This is a genomic window from Pricia mediterranea, from assembly GCF_032248455.1.
Classification (GTDB): Bacteria; Bacteroidota; Bacteroidia; order Flavobacteriales; family Flavobacteriaceae; genus Pricia; species Pricia mediterranea.
Window position 1 is genome coordinate 172,105 of sequence record NZ_JAVTTP010000001.1, and the last position, 25,474, is coordinate 197,578.

Genomic DNA, 25,474 nt, shown 5'->3' on the forward strand with positions numbered 1-25,474 from the left:
CACATAATGGCCTTATCCTTTGAACGGACCCATGGTTTTACGACTACCATCGGCACGGGCACCCCGTAGGGGTAATCGACAACATAGTATTCCGTTTCAGCGATTTATCGCATTTCATATTGCTTTACAAATTAATCCACTTATCGAATGAAAGTCCTAAAATTCGGGGGCACCTCCGTTGCCGACGCCCCAAGTATTAAATTGGTCAAAGATATTGTCGCCGATACGGTGACGGATAAGACCGTGGTCGTGGTCTCCGCCTTTGGTGGGGTGACCGACCTCCTCTTACACGCCGCCCTTTTGGCATCTGTGCAGAATGCGGATTATAAAGATGTGCTTAAGGATATCGAAGTCCGACACCTGAACGCGGTCAAGGAGCTGATCCCCATTACCGCCCAAAGTCAGGTATTGAGCAGGGTGAAAAGTGATATCAACACCTTGGAAACCCTATTGGAAGGTGCTTACCTTATCAAGGAGATTACCCCCAGGCTTTCGGACAAGATCGTAAGCTACGGCGAACTTTTATCCGCCTATATTATCAGCGAATACTTTCTACAGGAGGGAATGGACGCAGCCTACAAGGATAGCAGGGAACTGATCAAAACGAACGAGGACGCCGGAAAGGCCAGCGTCCTTTTCGAAAGTACCAATGTCAATTGCACTACCTACTTTTCGGAGGTGGAAAACCGGATTATCGTACTGCCCGGTTTTATCGCTTCCTCGGAAAATGGCAATTCCACCACCTTGGGCAGGGGCGGTTCTGACTATACCGCCGCCATCGTCGCAGCGGCCATAGATGCAGAGGTACTGGAAAAATGGACGGATGTCAGTGGCATGTTCACCGCCAATCCGAAACTGGTCAAACAGGCCAGGGCGATTTCGAATATTTCCTACGAAGAGGCCATGGAACTCTCCCATTTCGGGGCAAAGGTGCTGTATCCCCCATCCATTCAGCCCGTTTTGGCCAAAGGCATATCCATCCATATAAAAAATACCTCGGCCCCCGATGATGCCGGCACCTTGATTACCAAGAACAAAAATGAAAAGGGAAAGACCGTCAGGGGCATCACCCATGTGGCGAATATGGCGCTATTGTCTCTTGAAGGCCCTGGCATGGTAGGGGTTCCCGGAATTTCCAAACGCTTTTTCGAGGTGCTTTCCCGTGCCGATATCAGTGTGGTCTTTATTACCCAGGCGTCTTCCGAGCATTCCATTTGCGTGGGCATATCGGCAGACGATGTCGATATCGCGGTGGAGGTGGTCAACACGTCTTTTCAATATGAGATTGAACGCGGCAAGATAAAATCCGCCATCGCCGAGAGGGGCTTATCCATTATCGCGCTCGTGGGGGACAATATGAAGCATCACCAAGGTCTGAGCGGAAAAATGTTCAGTACCCTCGGGCGCAACAACGTCAATATCAGGGCTATCGCTCAAGGTGCCTCGGAACGCAATATTTCCGCGGTCATCATCGAAAGCGATGTCAAAAAGGCCCTTAACGCGCTGCATGAGGAGTTTTTCGAGGAAAATATCAAACAACTCAACCTTTTTGTCATGGGCGTCGGAAACGTTGGCGCAAAATTCTTGGAACAGGTACGGGAGCAGCGCAAGTTTTTGAAGGAAAACCTCAAGCTGAACCTTAGGGTGATCGGCATCTCAAACTCCCGAACCATGGTCTTTGACGAACAGGGCATTCCGCTCAAAGATTGGGAATCACGATTGGCCGAGGGAAAGAAAGCCAACAAAATCGGGTTTTTTGAAAGGGTGCAACAGCTCAACTATCGAAATTCCATTTTTGTGGACAATACCGATAGCGATGCGGTGGCCTCGACCTATAATTCATATCTGGCCAACAGCATTTCGGTCGTTACCTGCAACAAGGTCGCCTGCTCTTCGGCGTATGAAAATTATAAAGAACTTAAGGACTTGGCACGGACCTACAACGCCCCGTTTCTCTTCGAGACCAACGTGGGGGCGGGACTGCCGATTATCGATACCCTCAAGCATTTGATTGCGTCCGGGGACAAAATCTTAAAAATACAGGCCGTGCTGTCCGGAAGCCTCAATTTTGTGTTCAACCACTTTGACGATTCTACCACCTTTCACGACGTGGTCGAACGGGCCATGGCGGAGGGCTATACCGAACCGGACCCGAAAATAGACCTTAGCGGAATCGATGTGATGCGCAAAATCCTGATCCTGGCACGGGAAAGCGGGAACCGCTTGGAGATTTCAGATATCGAGAACAAGCCATTCTTACCCCAAGAAACTTTGGATACCCATAACAACGAAGATTTTTTCGCCTCCCTAAAGAAGCACGAAGCCGACTTTCAAAAGTTGTACGCCGATGCGCAGAAGGCGGACAGTAAACTCAAATATGTCGCCCAGTATGAGGACGGAAAAGCAAGCGTCGGACTGCAGCAGATTCCCAAGGGACACGATTTTTACAACCTTGAGGGAAGCGATAATATTGTGCTGTTCTATACCAAGCGCTACCCGAACCAACCGATGATCATCAAGGGTGCGGGGGCCGGGGCCGATGTGACCGCCTCGGGCATCTTTGCCGATATTATTCGAATCGGGAACTTTTAAGTAGGTAGTTCATTAGTGTATGGGTTGATAAAGTTTATCGGATTAGTGTTCCAACGTCACTCTCACCGACCCTTTTCAAAAATAATAGATAATATGGCCGCCTCTGAATTAAAAATTTTCTGTCCCGCAACAATCGCCAACATCTCCTGCGGATTCGACGTGCTGGGCGTTGCCCTCGATTCCGTTGGAGATGAGATGATTATCCGAAAGGTCGCCGAAAAGGGCATCCGAATCACCAAACTAACGGGACAGGACCTCCCCACCGAGACCCATTTGAACGTAGCCGGCGTAGCGGGACTCGCCTTGCTGGGAGAAAGTGATTACGACGGCGGGTTCGAAATCGAAATCCATAAAAAAATCAAGGCCGGCAGCGGTATCGGAAGCAGCGCAGCAAGTTCCACCGGTGCCGTTTGGGCGATGAATGAACTACTGGGCACCCCCTTTCCCCCCCTCGAACTGGTGAAGTTCGCCATGGAGGGCGAGCGCTTGGCCAGTGGGGTCGCTCACGCCGACAACGTAGCCCCTGCCCTATTCGGCGGGTTTACCCTGGTGCGCAGCTACGAACCGCTAGATATTGTTCCCATTGCGAGTCCCCCGCAACTTTGGGCCACAGTCATCCATCCGCAAATCGAGATACGAACCTCCGATTCGCGAAAAATTCTAAAGACCAATATTACCTTGGCCGACGGCATCAAACAATGGGGCAACCTAGGGGGATTGATAGCAGGACTATTGATGGAGGACTATGACCTGATCGGCCGCTCGTTGACCGATCATATCGTCGAGCCCATCCGTTCCATCTTGATTCCCGGTTTCGACAAGGTGAAGTCCGATGCAATATCGGCCGGCGCCCTAGGCTGCGGCATTTCGGGATCTGGCCCATCTATTTTTGCCTTTAGCAAAGGGGAAGATACGGCCAAAAAAGTAGCCGCAGCCATGAAAGGGATTTACCAAAAAATCGGGATCGAATACGATGTACATGTTTCGAAAGTTAATGTTGAGGGGGTTAGGACGCTTTGACGGAAGACCATTTTCCAATATCCATTTTCAAATCAATAAATTTTCAAATCAAAAAGCTTGAACTACTACAGCCTTAATAAAGAAACCCCGGCCGTATCTTTTAAAGATGCTGTTATCAATGGGATTGCGCCGGATAAGGGACTCTACTTTCCCGAACGTATCACGCCCCTACCCGACTCCTTTTTTGAGGATATCGAAAAAATGTCCCACCTTGAAATAGCCTTTGAGGCGATTCGACAGTTTGTTTCCGATACTATTCCCGATACGGTTCTCAAGGATATTTTAGAGGATGTGCTGGATTTTGATTTTCCGGTTGTTCCCATCGAGGAAAACATTGCGACCCTCGAGCTCTTCCACGGCCCGACCATGGCTTTCAAAGATGTCGGGGCACGTTTTATGGCCCGATGTCTAGGCCACTTTTCCCAGGGGGAGCCATCCGAAATCACCGTACTGGTAGCTACTTCAGGCGATACAGGCGGGGCCGTGGCCAACGGGTTCCTAGGAATCGTTGGGGTCAAGGTGGTAATTCTATATCCCAGTGGAAAAGTTAGTGACATTCAAGAACGTCAGTTGACCACCTTGGGCCAAAATATTACGGCCCTGGAAGTAGAAGGTACCTTTGACGATTGCCAAAAAATGGTGAAGTCCGCCTTTTTGGACGCAGCCCTGTTGGAGAAAATGCAACTTACCTCGGCCAACTCCATCAACGTGGCCAGATGGCTGCCGCAACTGTTTTACTTTCTCTTCGCGTACAAGGCCGTCAAAAGCCGGGGACAGGAGGTCGTATTCTCCATCCCCAGCGGGAATTTCGGAAATATCTGCGCCGGGATGGTCGCCCAACGCCTTGGCATGCCCGTGAAACACTTTGTGGCGGCCACCAACGTAAACGATACCGTGCCCGAATTTATGCGCTCGGGAGCATACCGCCCTAAACCCTCTACAGCGACCATCTCAAACGCCATGGATGTCGGGGATCCGAGCAACTTTGTTCGTATCCGACATTTGTACGGGGATGATCTTGAGGTCCTGAAAGAAAATCTCTCCTCTTTTTCCTTTACCGACGATGAAACCCGGGAAGCCATCCTAAATATCCATAAAAATAGCGGCTATGTGGCCGACCCCCATGGTGCCGTTGGTTATTTAGGATTAAAAAGATATGTGGAAAAGCATCCGAACAGCTATGGCATCTTTTTGGAAACCGCGCATCCGGTCAAGTTTTTGGAGGTGGTCGAAGATACCATTGAACAATCCCTGGAGATCCCGCCCCAAATCCAAAAGGTAATGGACCGGGAGAAAAAATCCATCCGAATAACGGATTACTCCGAATTGAAAAATTACCTGCTGAACGACCAATAAAACGGTTTATCTACGGGGCCTTCATGCCCGACCTTAGATTTAATTGCGCTCCGACGTATGACGACTATTGTGTAAATCATAACAGCAGCCAATTTACTATCCCTAAATAATTCGATAACTTTGCAGGGTTACGGATGGTCGATGAAAATACATCAACGGACCGCATGCAACATGGACATCCGACCAAAAGCCTATAACCCCGCCCGCCCTATCGGCGCGTGTACAAACCTTTTGTTTTATGAAAAATACGGCCCTTACCGATACCCATATAGCCCTCGGCGCCAAAATGGTTCCCTTTGCGGGGTATAACATGCCTGTTTCCTATGAAGGCGTCAATGCCGAGCACGAGACCGTTCGCAAAGGGGTAGGCGTTTTCGATGTTTCGCACATGGGGGAGTTCTTGATCCTAGGGCCGAACGCCCTGGAACTGGTTCAAAAGGTGACCAGCAACGACGCTTCGAAACTTAAGGTCGGAAAGGCGCAGTACAGCTACTTGTCCAACGAAACCGGGGGCATCGTCGATGACCTTATCGTTTATCGGATCAAGGACGATACCTATCTGCTCGTGGTCAATGCATCGAACATCGAAAAAGATTGGACCCATATCTCGAAATATAATTCGGACATCAATGCCGAGATGCGGGACATCTCCGAAAATTACGCGCTCTTGGCCATTCAAGGCCCCAAAGCCGTAGAGGCCATGCAAAGCCTAACTTCGGTCGATCTGTCGGAAATCAAGTTCTACAATTTCGAGGTGGCGGATTTTGCCGGTATCGAGCATGTCATCATCTCCGCCACCGGATACACCGGATCGGGAGGGTTCGAAATCTACTGTAAGAACGACGAAGTCCAGCAGATATGGGACAAGGTCTTCGAAGCAGGGGCCGACTACGGTATCAAACCGATCGGCTTGGCGGCCCGGGATACGCTGCGCCTTGAAATGGGATTTTGTCTCTATGGCAACGACATCGACGACACCACCTCCCCTTTTGAAGCGGGGCTGGGATGGGTCACCAAATTCACCAAGGACTTTGTGAACAGTAAGGCCCTCGCCGAGGAGAAAGAAAGAGGTCTCGCCCGCAAATTGATCGGCTTCGAACTCGACGGAAAAGGCATCCCGCGTCAAGGTTACGATATCGTTGACGATAAGGGCAATGGCATAGGTACGGTCACCTCCGGCACCATGTCACCCTCGCTCGGCAAAGGCATCGGACTCGGCTATGTTCCCTTGGAGCATGCCAAGACGGACCATCGAATTCATATTAAAATCCGAAAAAAAACGGTCCCGGCGACCGTGGTCAAACCCCCTTTTTATAAAGGATAATCCATTTCTATGGCGAAAGGAAGGCGAAAGAAAGACGAGAGAAACAAGAAGGTACTCATTTTAGGGGGAAGCGGATTTTTGGGAAACGCCATCTACAAAGAACTTTGTAATTATTTCGACACCTACGGCACCTACTGGTCTGCCCGGCGCTCCTTTGAAGACAATCAGCAATTCTTCCAGTACGATCTGGCGGAGGACGATGTTTTTGAAATACTGGAAAAGGTGCGGCCACAGGTCATCATCTCCGCGGTCCGGGGCAATTTTGCCGCCCAGATACAGGCACATCGGCATATTACGGAGTATCTCTTACAAAACGAGTGTGTTCTTTATTTTCTTTCTTCCGCCAATGTTTTTGACGCCTACCGCCAATATCCGTCCTACGAATTCGACAAGACCTTGTCGGAAAGCGTCTACGGTCGCCTGAAAATCAAAATCGAGAACATGCTGCTCCGCCTTCCCCAAGAGAAGATGGGCATTCTGCGGGTGCCCATGGTGTTTGGCAACGCCTCCCCCCGCATTAAGGAAATCAAGCAATTTATTTGGGACAACGAACCGGTGGAAGTATTTCCCAAGCTCATTTTGAACGTAACCAGTGACGACAAACTGACCCAACAGATCCATTACCTTGTCAACCGCAACAAAACCGGTATCTTTCATCTGGGAAGCCAAGACCTGGTACACCATGAAGATTTTATCAAGGAAGTCGTCGAGCGCATCGGTAATTTCAATCCCATTTACAAACGCGTGTACACCACGAACGAAGAACGCTACATGGCGGTACTTCCAAAGGACAACAAACTGCCTAGAAATCTACAATTCGGATATCAAGATGTGATCGACCACCACATTACAAGGTAGTAGTATCCCATTTCAGCATGTTATTCTACACATCAATGGCATCAGGGAACAAAAACCACCTTTTCCGTTTCCTGTATTCGGGCAAACCGATGGATACGGCTAAAATTAGTTGGCTTTACGTACAATAATTTTCCCAAATTCGATATATTCACTCCTAAGTACTAATCGTATTTCCCGCCACGTCGAATTCTATTAAGCACTGGAACGCGGGACACTAAAAAATCAATTCTTCATGAAAAAACTATCCGAACAGGAAATCGAGAAAAAATTGGAAAAATTAGAGGGGTGGGAATTCGTTGACAACGCCATTGAAACCTCTTTTCAATTTGATAATTTTAAGGAGGCCTTTACCGTAATGACCCGCATCGCCTTTGAATGTGAGGCCCAGGGCCATCACCCGGATTGGAGCAATGTCTATAATTCCCTCAGCATCAGCCTCAGCACCCACGATGCCGAAGGAGTTACGGAAAAGGATTTCAAACTGGCCCAAAGTATCGAAGATGTAATTGAGGGGGATAAGAAGTAATGCGGTTGGATAAGGCCCGGTTGCGATGTAGGATGCATTTTTCTTAAATTTGCTATCGAACCAAAGCAGCAAAATTACATGGGAAGAGCTTTTGAATTTCGAAAGACCCGAAAATTGAAACGCTGGGCGGCGATGTCCAAGGCCTTTACGCGTATCGGGAAGGATATTGTCATGGCCGTAAAGGAAGGGGGCGGCGATCCCGATACCAATTCCCGGCTTAGGGCGGTCATACAGAACGCCAAGTCCGTCAATATGCCCAAAGACAATATCGAGCGGGCCATTAAACGGGCCTCCGATAAAAGCTTGGGCGATTACAAGGAAGTACTTTTCGAGGGCTATGCTCCCCATGGTATTGCCGTTTTGATCGAGACCGCCACGGACAACAATACGCGTACCGTGGCGAACATCCGTAGTTACTTCAACAAATGTGACGGTAGCCTGGGCACCTCGGGGTCAGTGGAATTCATGTTCGACCATACCTGTAACTTTAGAATCCCAGCCCAGGGTATCGATCCCGAGGAACTGGAACTCGAAATGATCGACTTCGGGGCCGAGGAGGTCTTTGTTGACGATGACGGCATTTTAATTTACGCCCCTTTCGAAAGCTTTGGGGATATCCAAAAAGAACTTGAAAGTCGTGATATCGAGATTCTATCCTCGGGATTTGAACGGATACCACAAGTCACAAAGGCCCTTTCAGAAGAGGAGGCCGCGGATGTGGAAAATCTGCTCGAAAAATTAGAGGAAGACGATGATGTACAGAACGTATACCACACTATGCAGGAATAATCAACCATAAACCTTACACTTGTTGCTATAACACTGTTTTTCAATAACTAATAAAAAGTTTATATTCCTTTATTTTTGTTTATATTTGATTAGATTTCGAACTAATATCGAACTAATTAAAAATGAACCTTAATTTCTATCTTTCTTCTTACGTCAAGAAAAATGGCACGCAATTGATAAGGCTCAAGATGGAGACCTCGAACAGGGATGTGCAATATTTGGATTCGGGAATCTCCGTTAAAAGTACTCAATGGGACGATAAAAGAAAAAAAATCAAACGTCATCCCATAGAGGAAAAACTCAACGCTAGTTTAAATACCCTTTTGCTATCAGTTCAGAAACTGTACTATGAAAATGAAGGAATTTCAGCGAAAAGACTCCTTTTCCTTTACAAAAATTCCCAAAAGTACGATTCCAGTTCATTCTTGGATTTCTATCAACAGATAGTGGACGAGGCCAAGCTAAAAGGAAAAATACGCACAGCCAATACACAGCAGAAATACATAAAAAAACTGAAGGAGTTTGCAAGTCACGTTTCATTTTCCGATTTATCGGTTCAATTCGCCAAGGATTATGAGCAATGGATGCTGGAAAAAGGAAATAAGGTAAATACCGTTGCATCCAACTTTAAATCATTTTATGCAGTTCTGAACAAGGCCGTTGCCATTGGTATCATTAAAACAAATCCAATAAAAGGCTATCAAATTGTTACTGAGAATACAGAAAAGGAATCCCTTACATTCGATGAAATCAGCAAGCTATCTGACTTAAAAATTTCAGCGCATCACAAAGGGATGTCTAAGGCGAGGGATATGTTTTTATTTTCTTTCTTTACCGCTGGCATGCGCTTCTCCGACGTATGCCGACTCAAATGGGAAAATATCATCGGTAACGAGATTGTCTACACCATGGGAAAATCTAAAACTCGTGCTGGTGCAAAAAGAACTTTACCAGTTGCTCCTAAGGCAATCGATATAATAGAGAAATACAGAGGAAAGGATGAAACGTTCGTCTTCCCCCCACTTTATGGTATGGCAGACAAATCAGTAGAAGAAATTGAACATCGGCTCTATATTTCAAACAATGCCGCCAATAGGTCTCTCAGAATTGCATGCGAAAAAGCGGGCATTAAAAAATGGGTAAGCATGCACATGGCCAAACACTCGTTTGCAGATTTCGCAGTAAAATCCAATACCGGAATATTAATGATTTCCAAACTTTTGGGACATACCAAATTATCAACAACCCAGCATTATTTAAAAGACTTCTATCACAAGGAAGAGGCTGAAGAAATGAATCGATTGTTCGGATAGCATGGCTCAACTACAGAGTCAATGCACAACTGTAACCCCCCATTCTTTAAAGAATTCTTTCTTTCCAACTAAACACTTCCAACAAAAGGTCTTCCCGAGAATATTCTTTTTCAAGAGCTTTGAGCTTCTTTTTCTCCTTAGTATAATGATAAATTTCGGCTAATAAATAGCGTATGCCTTGATTGTCGTTTGGGTTATACAAGATTAATTTTAAAAAAAGACTTTCGGCTCTTACTAAATCACGGCGTCTCATGAACTCTAAACCAAGTATCTGCAGTGACCTAAGAAAAGGTCGGTTTTCAAGAATTAGCCATATCAATTTATCATGGTTATGATTGAATGAATTGGGGAGTGAATCCATACCGATCATATATGCAGTTATAGCATACTGTAAAGCTTGTTCTGTTTTGCTCTGGTTTCTATTGCTGATACTCAAATGATTGTAAGCATCTATATGACATTCTGGAAATACTTTGATTACTTTATTGAGACCGATTTGGGCTAAGTCTTCATCATAGTCAATTTGTTCCACGCTTTCATAATAATCATCCATAACGGAAACCATTTCCTCCGGAAAATAAGACCTCCAATCCCCTGAGAAATCTTTATGTACATCGGGTTTCATATCAATCGTTTAATAGAGCATTTTGAGAAAGTTACTAAAATTTCTTCCATAAAATAAACTCTTTAAGAAAGGTGCGATTTGTAAAGAGTATAATTTTAATTGAAGTATTTAAAAACAGTATTTTACTACAACTTCAATACTCTTATGCTTTGATGTAACTAATTACTTGTTGAAATTATTTACTTTTATATTTCAGCCTCTATTTAATGAAACATGCCATTCAAACCATTAATCGTACAGCATCGGCATTTGGATTAAAAGACCAAAGATGTTAGGAACCGTTTGATTTCCACAAAGAAAATCTTAAAATATTCTAGCTTGGTCTTGGTGGCATTGTTACCTGTACAGTTTTACACTACTAAAAATTCAGTGCTTTTGATGGGACTTCCTATTCCAATGCTTTTGTATGGGCTGTCAAGATTATTAAAACGGAAGGTTCAAAAAATGAGAATCTACTCCTATACCTATTCTTCACTATTTCCATTTAAAGTTTATATCGCTCCCGATGCCCACCGTATCAATGATATGTTCATCCATGGGAAAATCTATATCATCGACGGGCATACCTCCTATCGGGTTCCCTGAATTTTACCGAGAGTGGTGCGAAGTACAACTATGAAACACGGGTCAGGGTTACGGATGTGGAAGCAGTCCAGAAAATCAATGTCGAATTTGAGGAACCTTACCATCTTGAATCCCTAGCCTTTATTGGAATAAAGGAATGGGGTAGCTATCTGGACCCTGAGCCTTTAAACTATAAAAGTACATTCTTCTAATGTTGCTATACAACCCTTTCATGATGAATTCAGTAGGGCATAAAGCAATTTCGGAATCATTGTCAAAACCAGATTACTTTATCATTTAGACTTTCGCTATGAGGCATTAAAAGATGTTTATTTGTGCTTTGTATTTCAGTTTAAATCGGGTAAATTCGGATTATTCTTACAAGGTAAAATAAGAGATAAAATATGAATAAAGGAACAAGGTTTTTTAATTGTGATTTTCAAGTTCATTCACCAAGGGATATAAATTGGACAGGGAATAAACCCGTAACTGATACTGATAGAAATGCCTATGCCGACACGTTTGTCCTTGCATGTCGGGAAAAAGGAATTAACGCTGTTGCAATTACCGACCATCACGATTTATCTTTTTTCCCTTACATTAAGAATGCTGCTAATAATGAAGTTGATTCTGAAGGGGAGCCAATTCGTGAGAGTGATAAGTTAGTCGTTTTTCCAGGAATCGAATTAACTCTAAGCAATCCGCCTTGCCAAGCACTTTTACTATTGGATGCAAATTTTCCTGAAGACCAGCTGATAAGGGTTCTCCATAAATTGGCCATCGAGCCAAATCCAATTGAAGAACCTTCGACCAAAGAAACCATTCCTATTCCATCAGATGTAATAAATGGTTTAAATGATTTGCAAATCAAACTGGACACCATTGATGTCTTAAAAGGAAAGTATATAGTTCTTCCCCACACTTCCAGGGGACATAAGGGATTGTTGCGTAGAGACTTTTACGAGCATTATATAAAGATGCCCTGTGTTGGGGGTTATGCGGATGGAGCGTTGTCGGATAATCAGGGCCTTAAAAATATCTTAGAAGGAAAAGATAGGAATTATGGTTTTAAGTCAATCGCTGTTTTTCAAACATCTGACAACCGAAAAGAAACTTTTGAGGATTTGGGGACGGCTACCACTTGGGTAAAATGGGCAACCCCGACAGCCGAGGCACTGAGGCAAGCCTGTCTGGCGAAAGAATCAAGAATGTCCCTTACCGAACCAGTTTTACCACAAGTCTTTATCAGCAGAATAAGCGTAACAAATTCCAAGTTTCTTGGACGCGTTGAACTTGAATTGAATCAACAATACAGCGCATTCATCGGAGGCCGAGGTACTGGGAAATCTACACTGCTGGAATATATAAGATGGGGATTGTGCGATCAAATATTGGGTGTGGACAAGTATGATTCAGAATCGGAAATACTAAAAAGAAGGCGGACCTTGATTGAGAAAACCCTGGTTCCTTTTGCGGGAGAAATAAGAATTGTGGCATCGATCAATGGAATTGAACACATTGTCAAGAGAAATTCAGTTTCCAAGGAAATACTGCTAAAAATTGGGGATGGTGAATTTGAAAAAGCCTCGGAGGATGAAGTAAGACGTCTTATTCCCATTCAGGCTTATAGCCAAAAGCAGTTGAGTAGTGTGGGGGTTCGAACAGATGAATTAAAGAGATTTATTCAACAACCCATAGCCAATGAGTTGAACAATATAGGGTTTAATTTACGTGAGGTATCAAAAAACTTGAAAAACGCCTATGGCAACCTTGTCCGAAAAATCGAAATTCAGAATGAAATCGATGAACTACGGCTGCAATCAAAATCTGTCCATGAGCAAGTTCAAAATCTCAGAAATTTGTTAAAGGGGCTTACGGAAGAAGACAAAAAAGTTATTGAGAATAAAGAGTTGTTCGAAAACGAGCAGACATACATACAGGAATCTACTAATGAAATAGCCCTTTTTGAAGAAAAGTTCAAGTCTATAGCAAAATCTTTAAAGAACTATCCTTCCCAATTGGACGATGAAACAAAAATTCTAAACGAAAAGCTTATTGGTGAACTCCAATCCAGCAAAACCAAGTTGTTCGGTGACATTGGTAAAAACTTGGAAAAGATAATCGATTTGTTCAATGAAGAGAACCTTGAGGATTACAATGATAGCATTACCAAATGGAAAGCCCTAAAAAAGAGTTTTGATATCTCTTACGATCAAATAAAAGAGAAGGCATCTGCCAACGAGAGTATAATTAAAGAGATAAATAAACTGGAAGCACGATTAAGGGAATTGACGGATTCCATCAATGATAGGCTATCCAAAATCAAGGAACTGGGAAATCCTGAATCTGTGTTCGCTGCGGAAAAAATCAAATGGTATAGCCTTCACCAAGAAAAAATAGACCTACTTGATAAACAAGCAAAACTGTTCACGGAGTTATCGAAGGGACTTATCCAGGCCGAAGTGACCAAGAGCATAAATATTCGATCAATTCAAGAATTGCTGCTTACTTCATTTACAGGAACACGGATCAGCAAAGAGAAAATAGACGGTATTTGTAATCAAATTACGGAGAATGAATCTCCCTTGGATTCATGGAAGCAAGCCCTTGAAGAACTTAAAAGTTTGGCAGAATATAGAATACTTGAGAATAAACCCATTGAACTCCCTGAAACGCCCACACTGACAGCGGCGGGCCTAAATGATATAAACAAGCAGCGAATTGCGGAACTTTTCAATCCGGAAAATTGGCTTTCCATGCTTACTCAGGAAATCGAATTTGAGCCTAAATTCTTTTATGCAACAGGAAATCAGATGGACGATATAATTCCTTTTTCTGAGGCTTCCGCAGGTCAACAAGCAACTGCATTGCTCTCAGTTCTTTTAAACCAGGAAGGAATTCCCTTGTTGATCGATCAACCTGAAGACGATATTGATAATAGGGCAATCACGGAGATAATTGAAAATATCTGGACGGCAAAAAGCAAAAGACAATTAATATTTACCAGTCATAATGCAAATTTGGTAGTTAACGGGGACGCTGAGCTTGTTGTTTGCTGCGACTATAAAGAGTCAAGTCAACAGACACAGGGAGAAATCAAGCACGAGGGAGCTATAGACAATTCTGAAATTAGGGATGAGATTACTCTAATAATGGAAGGTGGTGAAAAGGCCTTCAAACTGAGGAAGGAAAAATATGGCTTCTAAAAATGATTATTAAATAATTTACGTAATTTATATTCTTAAAAACCATCACAAATGCAGGATTTAAAATTGGGATTAGAGGGGGATAACAACCAAATTTTGGATTATCTGGTTGACAACATCATTATAGAGGGTCTTTACATCACGGCCGATAATAGTAAGATTCGTGCAAATTGTACAGTATTCAACATCCGAATGACTGACCCCATTTCAGATAATCAAATAGCCCATAGGATTACAAAAATCAACAACGTATCCATTCTTACAATTAAATCTTCAGACGAAAATCTTGTTCAGTTTCTTATCGGCAATGATTTGGATATCGAGGAAATGAAAAGTTTGCCCAGAGAGATGCTTTCTAGGGAAGTCGAAAATTTAATTCAACAGGCTTATATGATGGCTTCTTTCAAATTATAGGGTACTATTAAAGGGAAAGAAGTATATCTTGAGATTCCAAAACTTCTTCTCCAAAATTAAATATAAACTTAATCTCAATACAGTTTCCAGGCAAACCGTCCAAAAACTCTTCAAGTTTGACATGAAATCTTGTGGGCTCTTTGGCCCTGAAAATTATTGGGTCTTCCAGTTCTTTCGTTGTCTTCTTTTTTGAGAAATCAACTTTCATTGCAAACATATCAAGAGACTTTAATATCCGTTCCGGTCCCGGCCCTTTCATTACCGTCCAGAAATCCATTACGCAGACGGTAATGCTGTACAATAGGAACAAACGATTGGAATTATTGATAAAAGAAAAATCAAATATCGGATCCTTTATTTTATTTTCAGGGGGAATCCCTTGTTCATTGCAGATAAAAACATTTTTTTTCGATTCGGAGACACTCCAATTGCATCTTTTGGCATCAAGGATCACCCTAACCAACTGAAAGCCTAAAGAATCGTCTTGAGCGTGTTGGAATAATTCAGGGTAATAGGATTGACCAATATGAGGATGTCTCATCATCAGATCAATAATTTTGGTATGCCCCCAATGCTCAATGGTAAAATAGTCGCGCATGGGAAAATCCCCATGCTTAATTTTGAAATCAACCATATCGTCTAGAGTAAAGTTGAATTCCAGCCCTTTCTTAAGCTCTTCAAACCAACTGATTTGGGATTTCAAGAAGTCTTCAGGAGTAATGAGTATCCATGAAATCAGATTTTCATTTTCCTCAAATGCTTTCCTAACGGATTCTTTTATGTTTTTTTTCTGGTGGGATGTTAGGTTTTGTGGATAAAACTTATATTGATAACCGGTTATTTGGGTACCAATTTTTCTGGGGCTTTTTGATTTTGAAAAGGCATCTAATCCCTTGTAATCTCCATTAGCATCCGAAAATGAATTGAAACGATGGTTGATACACTCCATTTCTGAGGCCAACAAAAGATTCATTATACGTGCGAACTCATTTCCACCCTCGCTTCCGCGATTGATTCTTTGGTAAAGGGTAGAAACATTGAGTATTGGCATTGATTTCTTTTTATTAGGTTAATCCATACTTCGAACTATCATTTGAAAAGGGAATTTCACTAGCTTTAGAAAACAACCTTATCCAAAAATATGCTAGAAGATAAAGAATTACTGAAAACTGAATCACTATCCCAATTTTACTAGTACATCGAAAAGAATGCCATAAGGTTGAAGTTGAACTATGCACTTGTTTCTTCCATTGCACATTACAAGGAAAAAACTGAAATATCCCACGAAAAAAAACAATTGGTTTGGGAAATGGAGTTTTTTCTTTTTGAGATAAGAGGAAATATCCTTTTCCCTTTGTCCAATTCGTATGATGTCAATAAGGAAGAGACTTCCCAATTTCCGGATAAAATGGAAACCAAAAGAAAAATGGGTTACCTGAAGAAAAGAGCGGAGACTTCCGAGTCAAATCTATTGAAGGCAAAATACCATCACTTACTATGGATTGCTGCTGAGACCAAGAATAAAAAGCACGCTATGGTAGCAATTCACCATTATGTTGAGCTGATTGCAGATTATTTCCGGTTCGGGAATAATACCAACAGCTATGTTGGAAGTGAAATCCAGGAGTGTTTTGAATTGATTACGGGACTAAGTAGTCAAATCAATCATTTTGAACAGGTGAAAAGACTTAAGAACGAACTACTTTTCCATACCGGTGCATTTGATGCTCATGAAAAAATAGGCATTATTGAAACCATGTTGGCCTTTCCAAAGGTATTTAAGGCCAAGGATTTTGAAAATATCCCAGAGCTTCTTCATGAATTACTCGAAAGTAGCAATCATGCGATAGATGACTTTCATTTGGTTGAAAGTCATATTCCAATTGCTTTGAAGGTTGTTGCGAAGAAGGGACTTAGTCCTAAGAAATGGCATCTTATGGCCGGTCATGCCTATGTCAGATTGGCCGAACATGACACGAGGGAAGCTAAAAACTTTATGAACCTGGACAGCCTTGCACACGCAATTCATTCGTTTGGTCTAGCTGGTGCTTTGGAAGAAAAGAAAAAGGCAGAACAATCTTATTTTGAACTGAAACCCAAGGTGAAGTTGGACACATTTGTCCATCCTCTTTCTGAGGAAAGTATAAAGATTCTAAAGGAAACCAACGAAGAACTAAAAGTAAGGGCGCGAGAACTCTTGAAGCGGACACCGAACCAGATATACAAGTATCTTTCCTTGCCCTTTTATTTTCCAAAATATGAGGACGCAAAAAAACAAGCTGACAAAACTCCCTCTGAACCTTTTCTGCAGTTTGCCAAACAGGTTCGTTTTGATACAAATAAAAATATAATGTTTGATGAAAGGGGTACTGATGAATATGTGGCCGTTCTTAGGGAATTTGGCTATCGCATGGAGGAAACGATGCTTCCCTTTCTGCACCACACATTTTTCTTTGGCATTCGGTCTGGACACCTGACCTATCTTAACTTTTTGGAATACTTCTTGGAATATACGTGGATAGGTAAACCACATCTGAAATTTGATCTCGGTGGAAATCCCATTGAAACCAATTGGGCCAATTTATTGGCACCCGCTGTGCTGGATTTTTTTAACCAAATATTGGCATGGGGAACATCCACTCATTATGTCCCAAACTTTGTTCTGTGCGTGGATAGCCTTACTTTAAAACTGGAGGGACTTTTTAGAAATTTCTGTGAAAGGCTTAATGTCCCTACAAGTGAAGGGAAGGAAAAGGGTATACAAGAGGTTTTACTTCATAGGATTTTCGACAATAAGGTCATTAAGGAGTACTTTGACCAAGAAGACTTACTTCTGTTCGATTACGCTTTTTCAGACAGCCCAGGGTTGAATCTCCGAAATAACATAGCACATTCCTTTTACAATGAAAAAGACTATACCTCCAAAAAGATGCTGTTGCTCATTGCCGTGCTGTTGCGGTTGGGAAAATATAACATCTCACAAAAGTGATGAAGGATTTGATCATTGGTCCTTTTGGTTACTGAATGTTTCATCCCAAAATTTATGGCTTCTAAGCTCCTTGCTCTCCTTCCATATGAAATACTTCTTTACACGCTGGGCATGAAAGTCCTTGTCCAGATTTTTGTTGAACGGGTTCTTCCTAGAAAAGAATTGGGCGAACCAGCATAGTTGAAGCCCTTCGTCCTCTAGTGCCTTTTGCAGCATGCCCCATTTGACCACAAGCAGCTCCTGTCGGTCTTCAAATGATCCTTCTGAAACCTCGGAAATCTCTCCTACAATGGTATCGTTCGGATTTAAAAACTTACTGTTTTTGTAATCGCTTATTCCTAAAAGAGTCCTAATTTTTTTGGATGGGATATAGACTTCCTTTTCTCCCTGGGTATCGTTTTTGGTAACACTTGTACGAGTAAATGAAAAGGATACATCTTCTGATATAAATATTTTATTTTCTCTTTCTTCAATCCAGTCCATCCATACAATATCCGTTGGGTTGGCATATACGTCAGTATCTGCAACAGCCTGATAGCTATCGCTGCTTCCCAGCCAATATCTGTTATCAGGTTGGTTGACAACAATATCCTTGAGTACCCCGAAATTCTCTTTTTTGATGATACAGGCTTGGGTCAGTAAAGAAGTGGTAACCGTTTCGGTCTTATTGTTTAAATAAGTGTACCCATATAGGCCAACAGCGGTTTCACCTTCATTCAAAAAGTCGAAATTTTTAAAAAATAGCCACTTGTTGAAATCCAGATTTGGATCCTTTAGAACGGCTTTTTCTATGTCCTCCTGAAGTTTATCGGAGGGTGTTATTTCCGTGGCAAGGGGTTCCTTGATCCGCCAAATGGTGTTCCGTCTTTCCAGAAGATGGTCCATGGTTTCCTCATCCATTACATCTTCAACCGGATTGTGAATCAGTGTAAGCACGTTATAGTTGGTAATCCAGTCTCTTTCCAGACTATAGGAACGTTCCGCATAGGGCAGGTAATCCGATAGGTAGCCCTGCAGATAATGCACCGCCAACCAAGTATATTTTTCCTCATAGGTATATATCTTGCTTTTTGATCCATGCGAGGCATCAGTGAACCAACTGCCTTTAGTTCTAGTCAGCCCCAGCCCTTTAATATAATTAAGGGCAGCGGACATGCCCCAGGATCGCGAATATATCTCCTTATTCCCATAACTCTTCCGGTATTGGTCAAGAAATTGGTGCTCGGGCCTGACACTTTCTTCCTCGACCCCGTTCTTGGCCTCGTGACCTGTCAAAAATCTTTGGTAGGCCTTTTCAATAACGTACCATGCCAGGTCATGTACAATTGGATAATGTTCTCGACGGGCCTTACGCAAATAGTCCGTATCCAATTTCAATAGCCTAAAATCCCCTATTGGGCGTGGTCTGGCCAGGGCCACTTTTTCCTCTGAAATCAGACCAAACTGGTGCGCCCTTTCTACTATTGCCCTAAAACCTTGTCGGACGATGACATTTCGATGTTTGCCGCGGTGCTCAAAAATGTTGGCAAGGGCCCATTCAGACAGTTCTTGGAGACCGTTGAAGTCCTTCAGCCTACTGGCAATGCCCAAGGTAATGGATGCCAAATCTTCTTGGATTTGGGGGTCATTACAGTCAAAAATTTTATCAAGAAGCAGCTTATACCTCTTTGGATTTAAAATACCCCAGCCCGTAAGGGCCGAAGAAATCTTTTCCCGTAATTCCCTATCAATGGTGGATAGACCCCAGGCCAGGATTAAGGGGAACCCGTCATGCTGGGCATCATTTGAAACACTGGGCTGATCCAGTACATTATCGGTCAAAAGTTTCCTTAATGTATAGTTGGCCCGGTAGATGAAACGTTCAGATTCACTGAAGCCGTTCATTTCCTCATTATCCAGATCGGACCAGATTTTATCCCTTTTAAAGACCGTGGGCTGCCCCATCAAGATTTCGTGCAACCAATTTGCATTAAAAAATTCACCATGGCCTTTTGCGGAAGGTATAATCAGTTTTTTGATGACCTTAAACCGGATTTCATAATTCTTGAAAAAGAGTTCCATGACATAGGAATCATATTTTGCGCCCAGAGATTTGGGGGCCCTTCGCAATGCTTCCAATTGCAAATCAAGAATCTGGTCCTGGGAAAGCCCATCTACAAGGAAATCTTCCTCACCGATGAGTTTTTCCTGTTCATTGAAGATTCGGGAAACCAGATTTTGAATGATTTGCCTGTTTGGTGCAATGGATTTTATCGCAAAATCCTTTTTGGGTAGCTGGTGCACAGGAATAGCTAGGGGCCTAAAAAGTATATCCGGAAGTTTATCTTCGCTTTCCGTTTTTATGTTCTCATAGATTTCCTCACTGATCAGGGTCTCGATGATGGATTGGTAGGTGATGCTGTATTTTCTTATTCGTTTTTCCAGAACTCCTGTTTTTTCCAAACTTTCATATTGGGTCAGGACACCATTGCTGGCAAGGAATTGTAGAAGGTTTGTAGCCGCTTCAGGGGTAAAAAAAGCCCCTTCGTCTTGACTAAGCAGTTGGACCAACTCTTTATGTGTTATACTTCCGCTTACATAGAATGCTTTGGATAGTATGGACAAACCATCTATAACAGGGGCTTCTGTAATGGTTATGCCCGTTCCGGTGTTCTGAATGAATTCCGTATTGAGACGCGCTACTTTCAGGTTCAGCAACTTTTGAACGGTTGTCTCGACCCTTCCAAGTTCATCTAGGTTTTGACCCTCATATTCTTCGCAAAACAGCCTTAGGGCAAAAAGGCTGGTAAGTCCCTGTATCGGGTATGATAGTTTTCCCGTAATCCGATAGTGTTCAAAATACGGACCGATGACCTCGTCTATCTGAACGTCACCATCACCCTCCAGGCGCACCTCTTCCGCCAATGAATCGATATCTTTGGAATTGTCGTAAAAATAGTGTCGTGCGGTAAACACAAATTTGATTCTCGGATATCGTAGAGTGATTTCCGTGGTTTCCGCTATTCGATCATACCACTCCTCTTTCTTTTCAATGGCTTCCTCAAGTCCATCAATACTGATGAGCACAACAGTTTTGGGGTAGTCGGGTTCTTGGCCATGATCTAGGGCCATGGCTTTTTGTACGTCATTTTTGATCGCTAGGGTCTCCAAGGCGGAAAAAAGCTCGTTCTTCGTCCATCCCTGAACATCCAGGGCTTTTTCCAAAATACTGGTCCAACTCTTACTATTGGCTGTTTTGGCCCTGATCAAGATTGCGGGATAGTCGTTGTCGATGGCCAGTTCCACAACGTTGGCCAAACCTTGGGTCTTTCCAGTTCCAGGGCCACCAAAGACAAACTTTCTTGAGACATTCAATAAACTCCCAATATCCATGAAAAAACCAATGGGGTATATCCGAAGGAGATCTCTGATCAACCCTTTTAGATCATAAACGGTGTTTTTTTCAACGTTGGTGGGCCTGAGGTCATCCAGATAGGTCTCCAAAATGGAAAGGCCCTCTGGTTCCGGACAATCCGAAATTACCCTGTAATCCATGTTGGAAGCCATGATCTCCCTTATCAGATCGGAAGCGATCCCATTTGCCTTAGACAAATACCTATCCACTTCCTCCATGGCTGACAATAGGTTTTTTTTGGAAACCATATCGCGAAAGCTCTCTAATAACTTAGCCGTCTTTTGGATTTTTGTCTGTACTTCCTGGACCCTGGAAATAAGTGCCACCCGATACTTTTTGGAAAAAATCAGTTGACCCACTTGTTCGTGGATGACACCTTGTGTATGCAAGGCGGGAACATAACGTTCCTTAAGCCAATTATTGGTTTTTTGAAACCGGAATTGCTCAATCAACAACGAAAAGTCTATAGTTTCCTTGTCAAACCAGTAACGGTGAATGCCATCATTGCCCGGGAGTTGTAATTCCCTGAGAATATCATCTGTTGTCCACCAGGTCAGTGTTAAGTCCTTGTGAAGGTCTTTTATATCGGATGCTAGTTTGTTTACCCTATCTTCTTCGGTATTTTTGGGGATTTTACCTCCTTTCCCTCTTTTTTTTGAAGCAAGATTTCTTGGGATACAAATGATATATTTGGAAATGTTTGGACGTATTTTCAGAGCTGTGGTAATGGATTTTTTGATTTGATTGATTTGGGAAGTCCGCATGGCGGTAGGGAACCATTTGGACTGTACCGCCACAATGGTGCCAGTATGGAGTGCACCATAGGCTTCAATACCTCCGTCTCCCCCAGCTCCATTGATTACCCTAAACCTCGCTAGGTCTTTTTTATAATTTCTGTGCAAATACCTTTCAAAAAGTTGATTGCACAGTGTCTCGAAAGCATTCTCGGGACTATCGCCATAAGTTTTGAAGTTATTCCACATATGTACAAGTTAATGTACCCTAAAGATAATTAATCTACATGCTAAGGTTTTGAGAAATACTAACTTTGATATATCGAAATGGAATAGTAAATACTACTCTTTACATTATACCAATTGGATATTGTTTTAGGATTACCGTTAAACTCAGGTACATTCTATTTAAAAAATCAAAACTCTTAACAAAATACGCTTTTTATAAAGAGTCTAAATCTGCTAGCAGTCATGAAATAAATGATTTTCAAGGCAGAACCAATGGAGAATTTTGATGATTGAAAACAGTAAAGAGTTCCAAAAAAGTCATTTTTGCGAAATATTCAACTAAGAATGCAGAAACCACCTTGCCCCCTACTCGTTCAAAGTAATATAATAGCCATTATTAACCTTTATGGATATTTCCCCTTTCCTGAGTTTTTGATTGACCGCATCAATATCCTCATAAGCGTACAAGTATTTTTTACCCACTTTAAAGAAACTAACTAACCCCAATTCCCGCAGGGCCTGCATAATTTGGCCATTATAAGATACGCCAAGCTTTTCGCAAAACGCCTTTCCGGTCAGATTAAGTGGCTGTATGTTTACCTGATTACTCATTGAATCTAATAGTGCCCAAAGCCAGTTTATTTCTTTTTTCTTTTTCTCTTTTTCCTTCGCTTCCTCTGGTCGAAATCTTCCAGTTCCATTTTGAACGGGGTGAAAGGTTCGTCTTCTAGGCCATCCTTTTGAGCGCCTCCCAGATCGTATTTTGGTTTTTCACTAATTTGGACTGTCCATCCCTCAGCAACTTTTGTTTCTCCGCCAACGTTCCTTGATGAGCCTGTATCTTGAGCAAAAGCTCCTTTATTTCCTTGTTCTGGATGATTATTTTCGAGAATAACTGTACGGTCTCTGATTTGTTCATAATCGATTTGTTTTATGATGTTGTTCCATGAATATTTTCGACCAAGACTGCTCCCCTTATAAATCACTCCTTCATATTTGAAGGAGATACCGGAGACCCTTCCCGTTGTTTTGCTGATATTGAACTTTGGGCGAATATCCCTAGACCGCAATTGATGGATGAACTCTTCGGTAGTATTTGAGCATTTTAATGCCTCCCTCAGTTGCTGTTGAAGTATACTTTTTATCGGTGCGTTACCGGTGCGAAGCGATTTTTCAATCTCTTTTTGAGTGAGTGCCGCCCTTCGCTCCAAAGTTGCGTCCGGTAGCTCTGAAAGACCATATTTCTTTTCCAGTTTTCGGACCAAACGTTCACTGCGCTCATAATCGTTGCTATCGCTGACCAGCGCCCCGGATAGTTTTACCCTGTTGGCAACGATATGGATGTGTTGGTGGCTTTGGTCGTTATGGCGGTACATGATGTATTGGTTGTCATCGAATCCCATTCCCTTGAGATAGTCAGATCCCATTAAAACGAATTCCTTGTCACTCATTTTTTCATTCGGCGGAAGGTTCAGGGAAACATGATATACTGCTTTGCTTAATCTAGGGCGTAACTTTCTTACCAAATTGAACTCTTTGGTCATCTCCACCGTACTGTCCAAATCGATGTTTGCGTCCAGTACAACGGCCTCGCCCTGTTCTACCTTTTTTTGGTTGTAGGCCAACAGTCCGTAAAAATCCTTGCCCTTTATCTGTTTGGCTATCATTTGTTCTTGATATTAGATTTTAGTTCATGTAACATCCGTCTTAGCTCTGCAAGTTGCTGGTGCAGAATTTTAGGCGAGTGCATGCGCAAATGGGAATTTTTCGTAAGCTGATTAATGTTATTTCCTATCCGGCTCAGCTCGACGAAAAGTCTTCTATCCTCTGGTGTTATTTTGGTCCTGGGAAGCGGTCTGCCCGTGACCCTTTTTCGGATGTAGTCCGGTATGCCCATGCCCAACGTGGCCGCATTTCCGGAAACGATCAAATATTCGTTGACCGTCATGCGCACGTTTACCCGTATCGCTTTCAATGATTCAATATCTTTTTTTGGCCGTGCCATAATTCAGGGGTTTGGGGAGGATACCCAACAAGTCTCGCGAACGAAGTGAGCGGTTTTTGCTTGCAAAAACATGGCTTGCTACGTGACCTCCGATTAACTTAGGCCAAACCTAAAACATATCGCAAGTCAACAAGGGCTTTGACGTACATGGAGTGTTGTACGGTAAATGGATTCAGCAGAGTTTTACGTCCTCAAACAGGACTTTGAGGGAAGTTTCGGCTTCCGGAACCCGAAAGTATCTTTGGGATTCCAATACAAGGTGTTGCAATGCTGACCTATAGCGTGCCTTGGCATGAGCATTGTCCTCATAATAAGTGCATGGGTCTTTGGGATGCACCTCTGTGGGCGTGGTAAAGGATTTTACATCCCTGTTCATGTACTCGAACCGTTGGGAAGCCCTTCTATGGATACCATCAAGGGTTAGGTCATCGGGATATTTTGGGACATTGTAAAAAAGTTCTTCCAAGATTACGATAAAAGACCTCCTACGGGAGAGTTTCGGTTTTTGTGAAGCGATGCCGACCGCTTTTTGTACATCTCGTACCAGACGTTCGGCCAGTACAACCTGTGATCGGGAATACTCTTTCCCGTTGATTTCCGGATGTTCCTCCTTGGCCAAATCTTCCAGATACCTAAGCAGTTTTTCGGATGGAATCATAATTTTGGACCGCCCCTGCGTTTGTTTATGGTTGGAACATTCTGCAAAGCATTTTTCAAGGTCGAGGCAAGTTTTTCAGACCGTATAGAGAGGCCCAACAGGCGTTGTTGCGTTATCGAACCCGCCAACAGATAATCGGCCATGGCAGTTTTTTTGGGCCACAGCTTGGACTTTACGATAAGATGAAGCAATAACTGTTCATGCGCATCGAGATTATAGCGGGAATTTTCCAATTCCTTACTGAAATTTTTGAGATAAGCCTCGGGACGCGGTTTGTTTTCTTGCACGTTTTTTTCCACATTTTCCCATCCGACCTGCATCGATAAATGTGCCGCCATGTAAGCCACGGAGAATCGGCCATATTCCCATTTTCGGTACGATGTGGTCTGGTCCAACAGTTCTTCCTCTACAAAATCTACAAGCGGTTCATTGGACAATGGACGTTTCAAATCATATTCACTATTTTGGAGTGCATCTAACTGCAATATAGCAGAATCGCCCAGATTGTTCATTAAGTGTTTTGCAAATGTTTGGGATAGGTCGAACAGTGGTTGTTTACCTTCTAGAATCGCCTTTAGCAAAAGTTCCCTTTGCTCTACTGGTACCTCGTCATAATGAAGCCCATAAGTAAAGATGACGGCGATAAGGGTCTTCAGTTGATCCTCCGAAAGTATAAATTTATTGTGGGAAGGGGAAGTATTATCCAGCTCTCTGATGACCTCTCTAAATGACTGTCGGCCTATCGGCCGACTGAAATCCAGTACTTTATATAGGGTTTCCGACATGGTATAAATTTAATCAATGAAACGGGATAGATTCAAAAATTCTATCACTTTATATTCAACCTTCTCTAAATTGCCTTTTCTTGCCTTCAGTAAT

Annotated in this window: 21 protein-coding genes; 13 read left to right on the plus strand and 8 right to left on the minus strand. The window is 42.9% G+C overall.

Annotated features, from left to right (window positions below; all coding sequences use genetic code 11):
• Positions 1-147 precede the first annotated feature (147 nt).
• The 8 genes from thrA to RQM65_RS00710 all read left to right on the plus strand — a co-directional run bounded on the left by thrA (position 148) and on the right by RQM65_RS00710 (position 9,778).
• Positions 148-2,592: a bifunctional aspartate kinase/homoserine dehydrogenase I gene (thrA, locus tag RQM65_RS00675; RefSeq protein WP_314011995.1), complete on the plus strand. Its 2,445-nt coding sequence runs from the start codon at positions 148-150 to the stop codon at positions 2,590-2,592.
• A gap of 93 nt (positions 2,593-2,685) precedes the next feature.
• The gene (locus RQM65_RS00680) at positions 2,686-3,612 is read left to right on the plus strand and encodes a homoserine kinase (protein ID WP_314011996.1); all 927 of its coding nucleotides are present in this window, start codon (positions 2,686-2,688) and stop codon (positions 3,610-3,612) included.
• 57 nt (positions 3,613-3,669) lie between these two features.
• Positions 3,670-4,968, plus strand: coding sequence for a threonine synthase (gene thrC / locus RQM65_RS00685; protein ID WP_314011997.1), 1,299 nt, complete (start codon positions 3,670-3,672; stop codon positions 4,966-4,968).
• 238 nt (positions 4,969-5,206) lie between these two features.
• A complete protein-coding gene (gene gcvT, locus RQM65_RS00690) occupies positions 5,207-6,292 on the plus strand; it encodes a glycine cleavage system aminomethyltransferase GcvT (RefSeq protein WP_314011998.1) in 1,086 nt (361 codons plus the stop codon).
• A gap of 9 nt (positions 6,293-6,301) precedes the next feature.
• Entirely contained in the window at positions 6,302-7,150 is an 849-nt protein-coding gene (locus RQM65_RS00695) for a sugar nucleotide-binding protein (RefSeq protein ID WP_314011999.1), read from the plus strand.
• Between the two features lie 232 nt (positions 7,151-7,382).
• Positions 7,383-7,676: a 4a-hydroxytetrahydrobiopterin dehydratase gene (locus RQM65_RS00700; protein WP_314012001.1), complete on the plus strand. Its 294-nt coding sequence runs from the start codon at positions 7,383-7,385 to the stop codon at positions 7,674-7,676.
• Between the two features lie 78 nt (positions 7,677-7,754).
• The gene (locus tag RQM65_RS00705; RefSeq protein WP_314012003.1) at positions 7,755-8,465 is read left to right on the plus strand and encodes a YebC/PmpR family DNA-binding transcriptional regulator; all 711 of its coding nucleotides are present in this window, start codon (positions 7,755-7,757) and stop codon (positions 8,463-8,465) included.
• A 122-nt stretch (positions 8,466-8,587) separates the two neighbouring features.
• Positions 8,588-9,778, plus strand: coding sequence for a site-specific integrase (locus tag RQM65_RS00710; protein ID WP_314012005.1), 1,191 nt, complete (start codon positions 8,588-8,590; stop codon positions 9,776-9,778).
• A 46-nt stretch (positions 9,779-9,824) separates the two neighbouring features.
• On the opposite strand, the gene RQM65_RS00715 is transcribed toward RQM65_RS00710, so the two are convergent.
• Complete coding sequence (locus RQM65_RS00715) at positions 9,825-10,403, minus strand: hypothetical protein (protein ID WP_314012007.1); 579 nt, start codon at positions 10,401-10,403, stop codon at positions 9,825-9,827.
• A gap of 444 nt (positions 10,404-10,847) precedes the next feature.
• Here RQM65_RS00715 and RQM65_RS00720 point away from each other — a divergent pair, with 444 nt between their 5' ends.
• The 4 genes from RQM65_RS00720 to RQM65_RS00730 all read left to right on the plus strand — a co-directional run bounded on the left by RQM65_RS00720 (position 10,848) and on the right by RQM65_RS00730 (position 14,587).
• Complete coding sequence (locus RQM65_RS00720) at positions 10,848-10,988, plus strand: hypothetical protein (RefSeq protein WP_314012008.1); 141 nt, start codon at positions 10,848-10,850, stop codon at positions 10,986-10,988.
• On the plus strand, positions 10,985-11,179 hold the full coding sequence (locus RQM65_RS18885) for a hypothetical protein (protein WP_432279855.1): 195 nt from the start codon (positions 10,985-10,987) through the stop codon (positions 11,177-11,179). Before RQM65_RS00720 ends, RQM65_RS18885 begins: the two co-directional genes overlap by 4 nt.
• Before the next feature lie 192 nt (positions 11,180-11,371).
• Entirely contained in the window at positions 11,372-14,173 is a 2,802-nt protein-coding gene (locus tag RQM65_RS00725; protein ID WP_314012009.1) for a TrlF family AAA-like ATPase, read from the plus strand.
• 51 nt (positions 14,174-14,224) lie between these two features.
• Positions 14,225-14,587 carry a hypothetical protein gene (locus RQM65_RS00730; RefSeq protein WP_314012010.1) on the plus strand — a complete coding sequence of 121 codons (363 nt, stop codon included), beginning with the start codon at positions 14,225-14,227 and terminating at the stop codon, positions 14,585-14,587.
• 7 nt (positions 14,588-14,594) lie between these two features.
• On the opposite strand, the gene RQM65_RS00735 is transcribed toward RQM65_RS00730, so the two are convergent.
• On the minus strand, positions 14,595-15,638 hold the full coding sequence (locus tag RQM65_RS00735; protein WP_314012011.1) for a hypothetical protein: 1,044 nt from the start codon (positions 15,636-15,638) through the stop codon (positions 14,595-14,597).
• Positions 15,639-15,812: 174 nt separating this feature from the next.
• Between RQM65_RS00735 and RQM65_RS00740 the strand changes: the two genes are divergently transcribed.
• The gene (locus tag RQM65_RS00740) at positions 15,813-17,576 is read left to right on the plus strand and encodes a DUF4209 domain-containing protein (protein WP_314012012.1); all 1,764 of its coding nucleotides are present in this window, start codon (positions 15,813-15,815) and stop codon (positions 17,574-17,576) included.
• A gap of 12 nt (positions 17,577-17,588) precedes the next feature.
• Here RQM65_RS00740 and RQM65_RS00745 read toward each other — a convergent pair whose 3' ends face one another.
• The 6 genes from RQM65_RS00745 to RQM65_RS00770 all read right to left on the minus strand — a co-directional run bounded on the left by RQM65_RS00745 (position 17,589) and on the right by RQM65_RS00770 (position 25,380).
• Positions 17,589-21,953, minus strand: a complete 4,365-nt coding sequence (locus tag RQM65_RS00745; RefSeq protein WP_314012013.1) for an NACHT domain-containing protein — start codon at positions 21,951-21,953, stop codon at positions 17,589-17,591.
• A 345-nt stretch (positions 21,954-22,298) separates the two neighbouring features.
• Entirely contained in the window at positions 22,299-22,544 is a 246-nt protein-coding gene (locus RQM65_RS00750; protein WP_314012015.1) for a hypothetical protein, read from the minus strand.
• A 26-nt stretch (positions 22,545-22,570) separates the two neighbouring features.
• Positions 22,571-23,599 (minus strand): relaxase/mobilization nuclease domain-containing protein, encoded by a 1,029-nt coding sequence (locus RQM65_RS00755; RefSeq protein WP_314012017.1) that lies wholly within the window; start codon positions 23,597-23,599, stop codon positions 22,571-22,573.
• On the minus strand, positions 23,596-23,937 hold the full coding sequence (locus tag RQM65_RS00760) for a plasmid mobilization protein (RefSeq protein WP_314012019.1): 342 nt from the start codon (positions 23,935-23,937) through the stop codon (positions 23,596-23,598). The genes RQM65_RS00755 and RQM65_RS00760 overlap by 4 nt, the downstream gene beginning before the upstream one ends.
• Positions 23,938-24,109: 172 nt before the next feature.
• Positions 24,110-24,595: a hypothetical protein gene (locus tag RQM65_RS00765; RefSeq protein ID WP_314012021.1), complete on the minus strand. Its 486-nt coding sequence runs from the start codon at positions 24,593-24,595 to the stop codon at positions 24,110-24,112.
• The gene (locus RQM65_RS00770; protein WP_314012022.1) at positions 24,592-25,380 is read right to left on the minus strand and encodes a hypothetical protein; all 789 of its coding nucleotides are present in this window, start codon (positions 25,378-25,380) and stop codon (positions 24,592-24,594) included. Before RQM65_RS00770 ends, RQM65_RS00765 begins: the two co-directional genes overlap by 4 nt.
• Positions 25,381-25,474: the final 94 nt, after the last annotated feature.

Bases quoted from the DNA above. Each gene is read 5' to 3' on its own strand.
- RQM65_RS00760 (WP_314012019.1), bottom strand. From the start codon at position 23,937: ATGGCACGGCCAAAAAAAGATATTGAATCATTGAAAGCGATACGGGTA.
- thrA (WP_314011995.1), top strand. From the start codon at position 148: ATGAAAGTCCTAAAATTCGGGGGCACCTCCGTTGCCGACGCCCCAAGT.
- RQM65_RS00750 (WP_314012015.1), bottom strand. From the start codon at position 22,544: ATGAGTAATCAGGTAAACATACAGCCACTTAATCTGACCGGAAAGGCG.
- RQM65_RS00700 (WP_314012001.1), top strand. From the start codon at position 7,383: ATGAAAAAACTATCCGAACAGGAAATCGAGAAAAAATTGGAAAAATTA.
- gcvT (WP_314011998.1), top strand. From the start codon at position 5,207: ATGAAAAATACGGCCCTTACCGATACCCATATAGCCCTCGGCGCCAAA.
- RQM65_RS00735 (WP_314012011.1), bottom strand. From the start codon at position 15,638: ATGCCAATACTCAATGTTTCTACCCTTTACCAAAGAATCAATCGCGGA.
- RQM65_RS00715 (WP_314012007.1), bottom strand. From the start codon at position 10,403: ATGAAACCCGATGTACATAAAGATTTCTCAGGGGATTGGAGGTCTTAT.
- RQM65_RS00710 (WP_314012005.1), top strand. From the start codon at position 8,588: ATGAACCTTAATTTCTATCTTTCTTCTTACGTCAAGAAAAATGGCACG.
- RQM65_RS00770 (WP_314012022.1), bottom strand. From the start codon at position 25,380: ATGTCGGAAACCCTATATAAAGTACTGGATTTCAGTCGGCCGATAGGC.
- RQM65_RS00730 (WP_314012010.1), top strand. From the start codon at position 14,225: ATGCAGGATTTAAAATTGGGATTAGAGGGGGATAACAACCAAATTTTG.
- RQM65_RS00705 (WP_314012003.1), top strand. From the start codon at position 7,755: ATGGGAAGAGCTTTTGAATTTCGAAAGACCCGAAAATTGAAACGCTGG.
- RQM65_RS00720 (WP_314012008.1), top strand. From the start codon at position 10,848: ATGAGAATCTACTCCTATACCTATTCTTCACTATTTCCATTTAAAGTT.
- RQM65_RS00745 (WP_314012013.1), bottom strand. From the start codon at position 21,953: ATGTGGAATAACTTCAAAACTTATGGCGATAGTCCCGAGAATGCTTTC.
- RQM65_RS00725 (WP_314012009.1), top strand. From the start codon at position 11,372: ATGAATAAAGGAACAAGGTTTTTTAATTGTGATTTTCAAGTTCATTCA.
- RQM65_RS00680 (WP_314011996.1), top strand. From the start codon at position 2,686: ATGGCCGCCTCTGAATTAAAAATTTTCTGTCCCGCAACAATCGCCAAC.
- RQM65_RS00765 (WP_314012021.1), bottom strand. From the start codon at position 24,595: ATGATTCCATCCGAAAAACTGCTTAGGTATCTGGAAGATTTGGCCAAG.
- RQM65_RS00695 (WP_314011999.1), top strand. From the start codon at position 6,302: ATGGCGAAAGGAAGGCGAAAGAAAGACGAGAGAAACAAGAAGGTACTC.
- RQM65_RS00755 (WP_314012017.1), bottom strand. From the start codon at position 23,599: ATGATAGCCAAACAGATAAAGGGCAAGGATTTTTACGGACTGTTGGCC.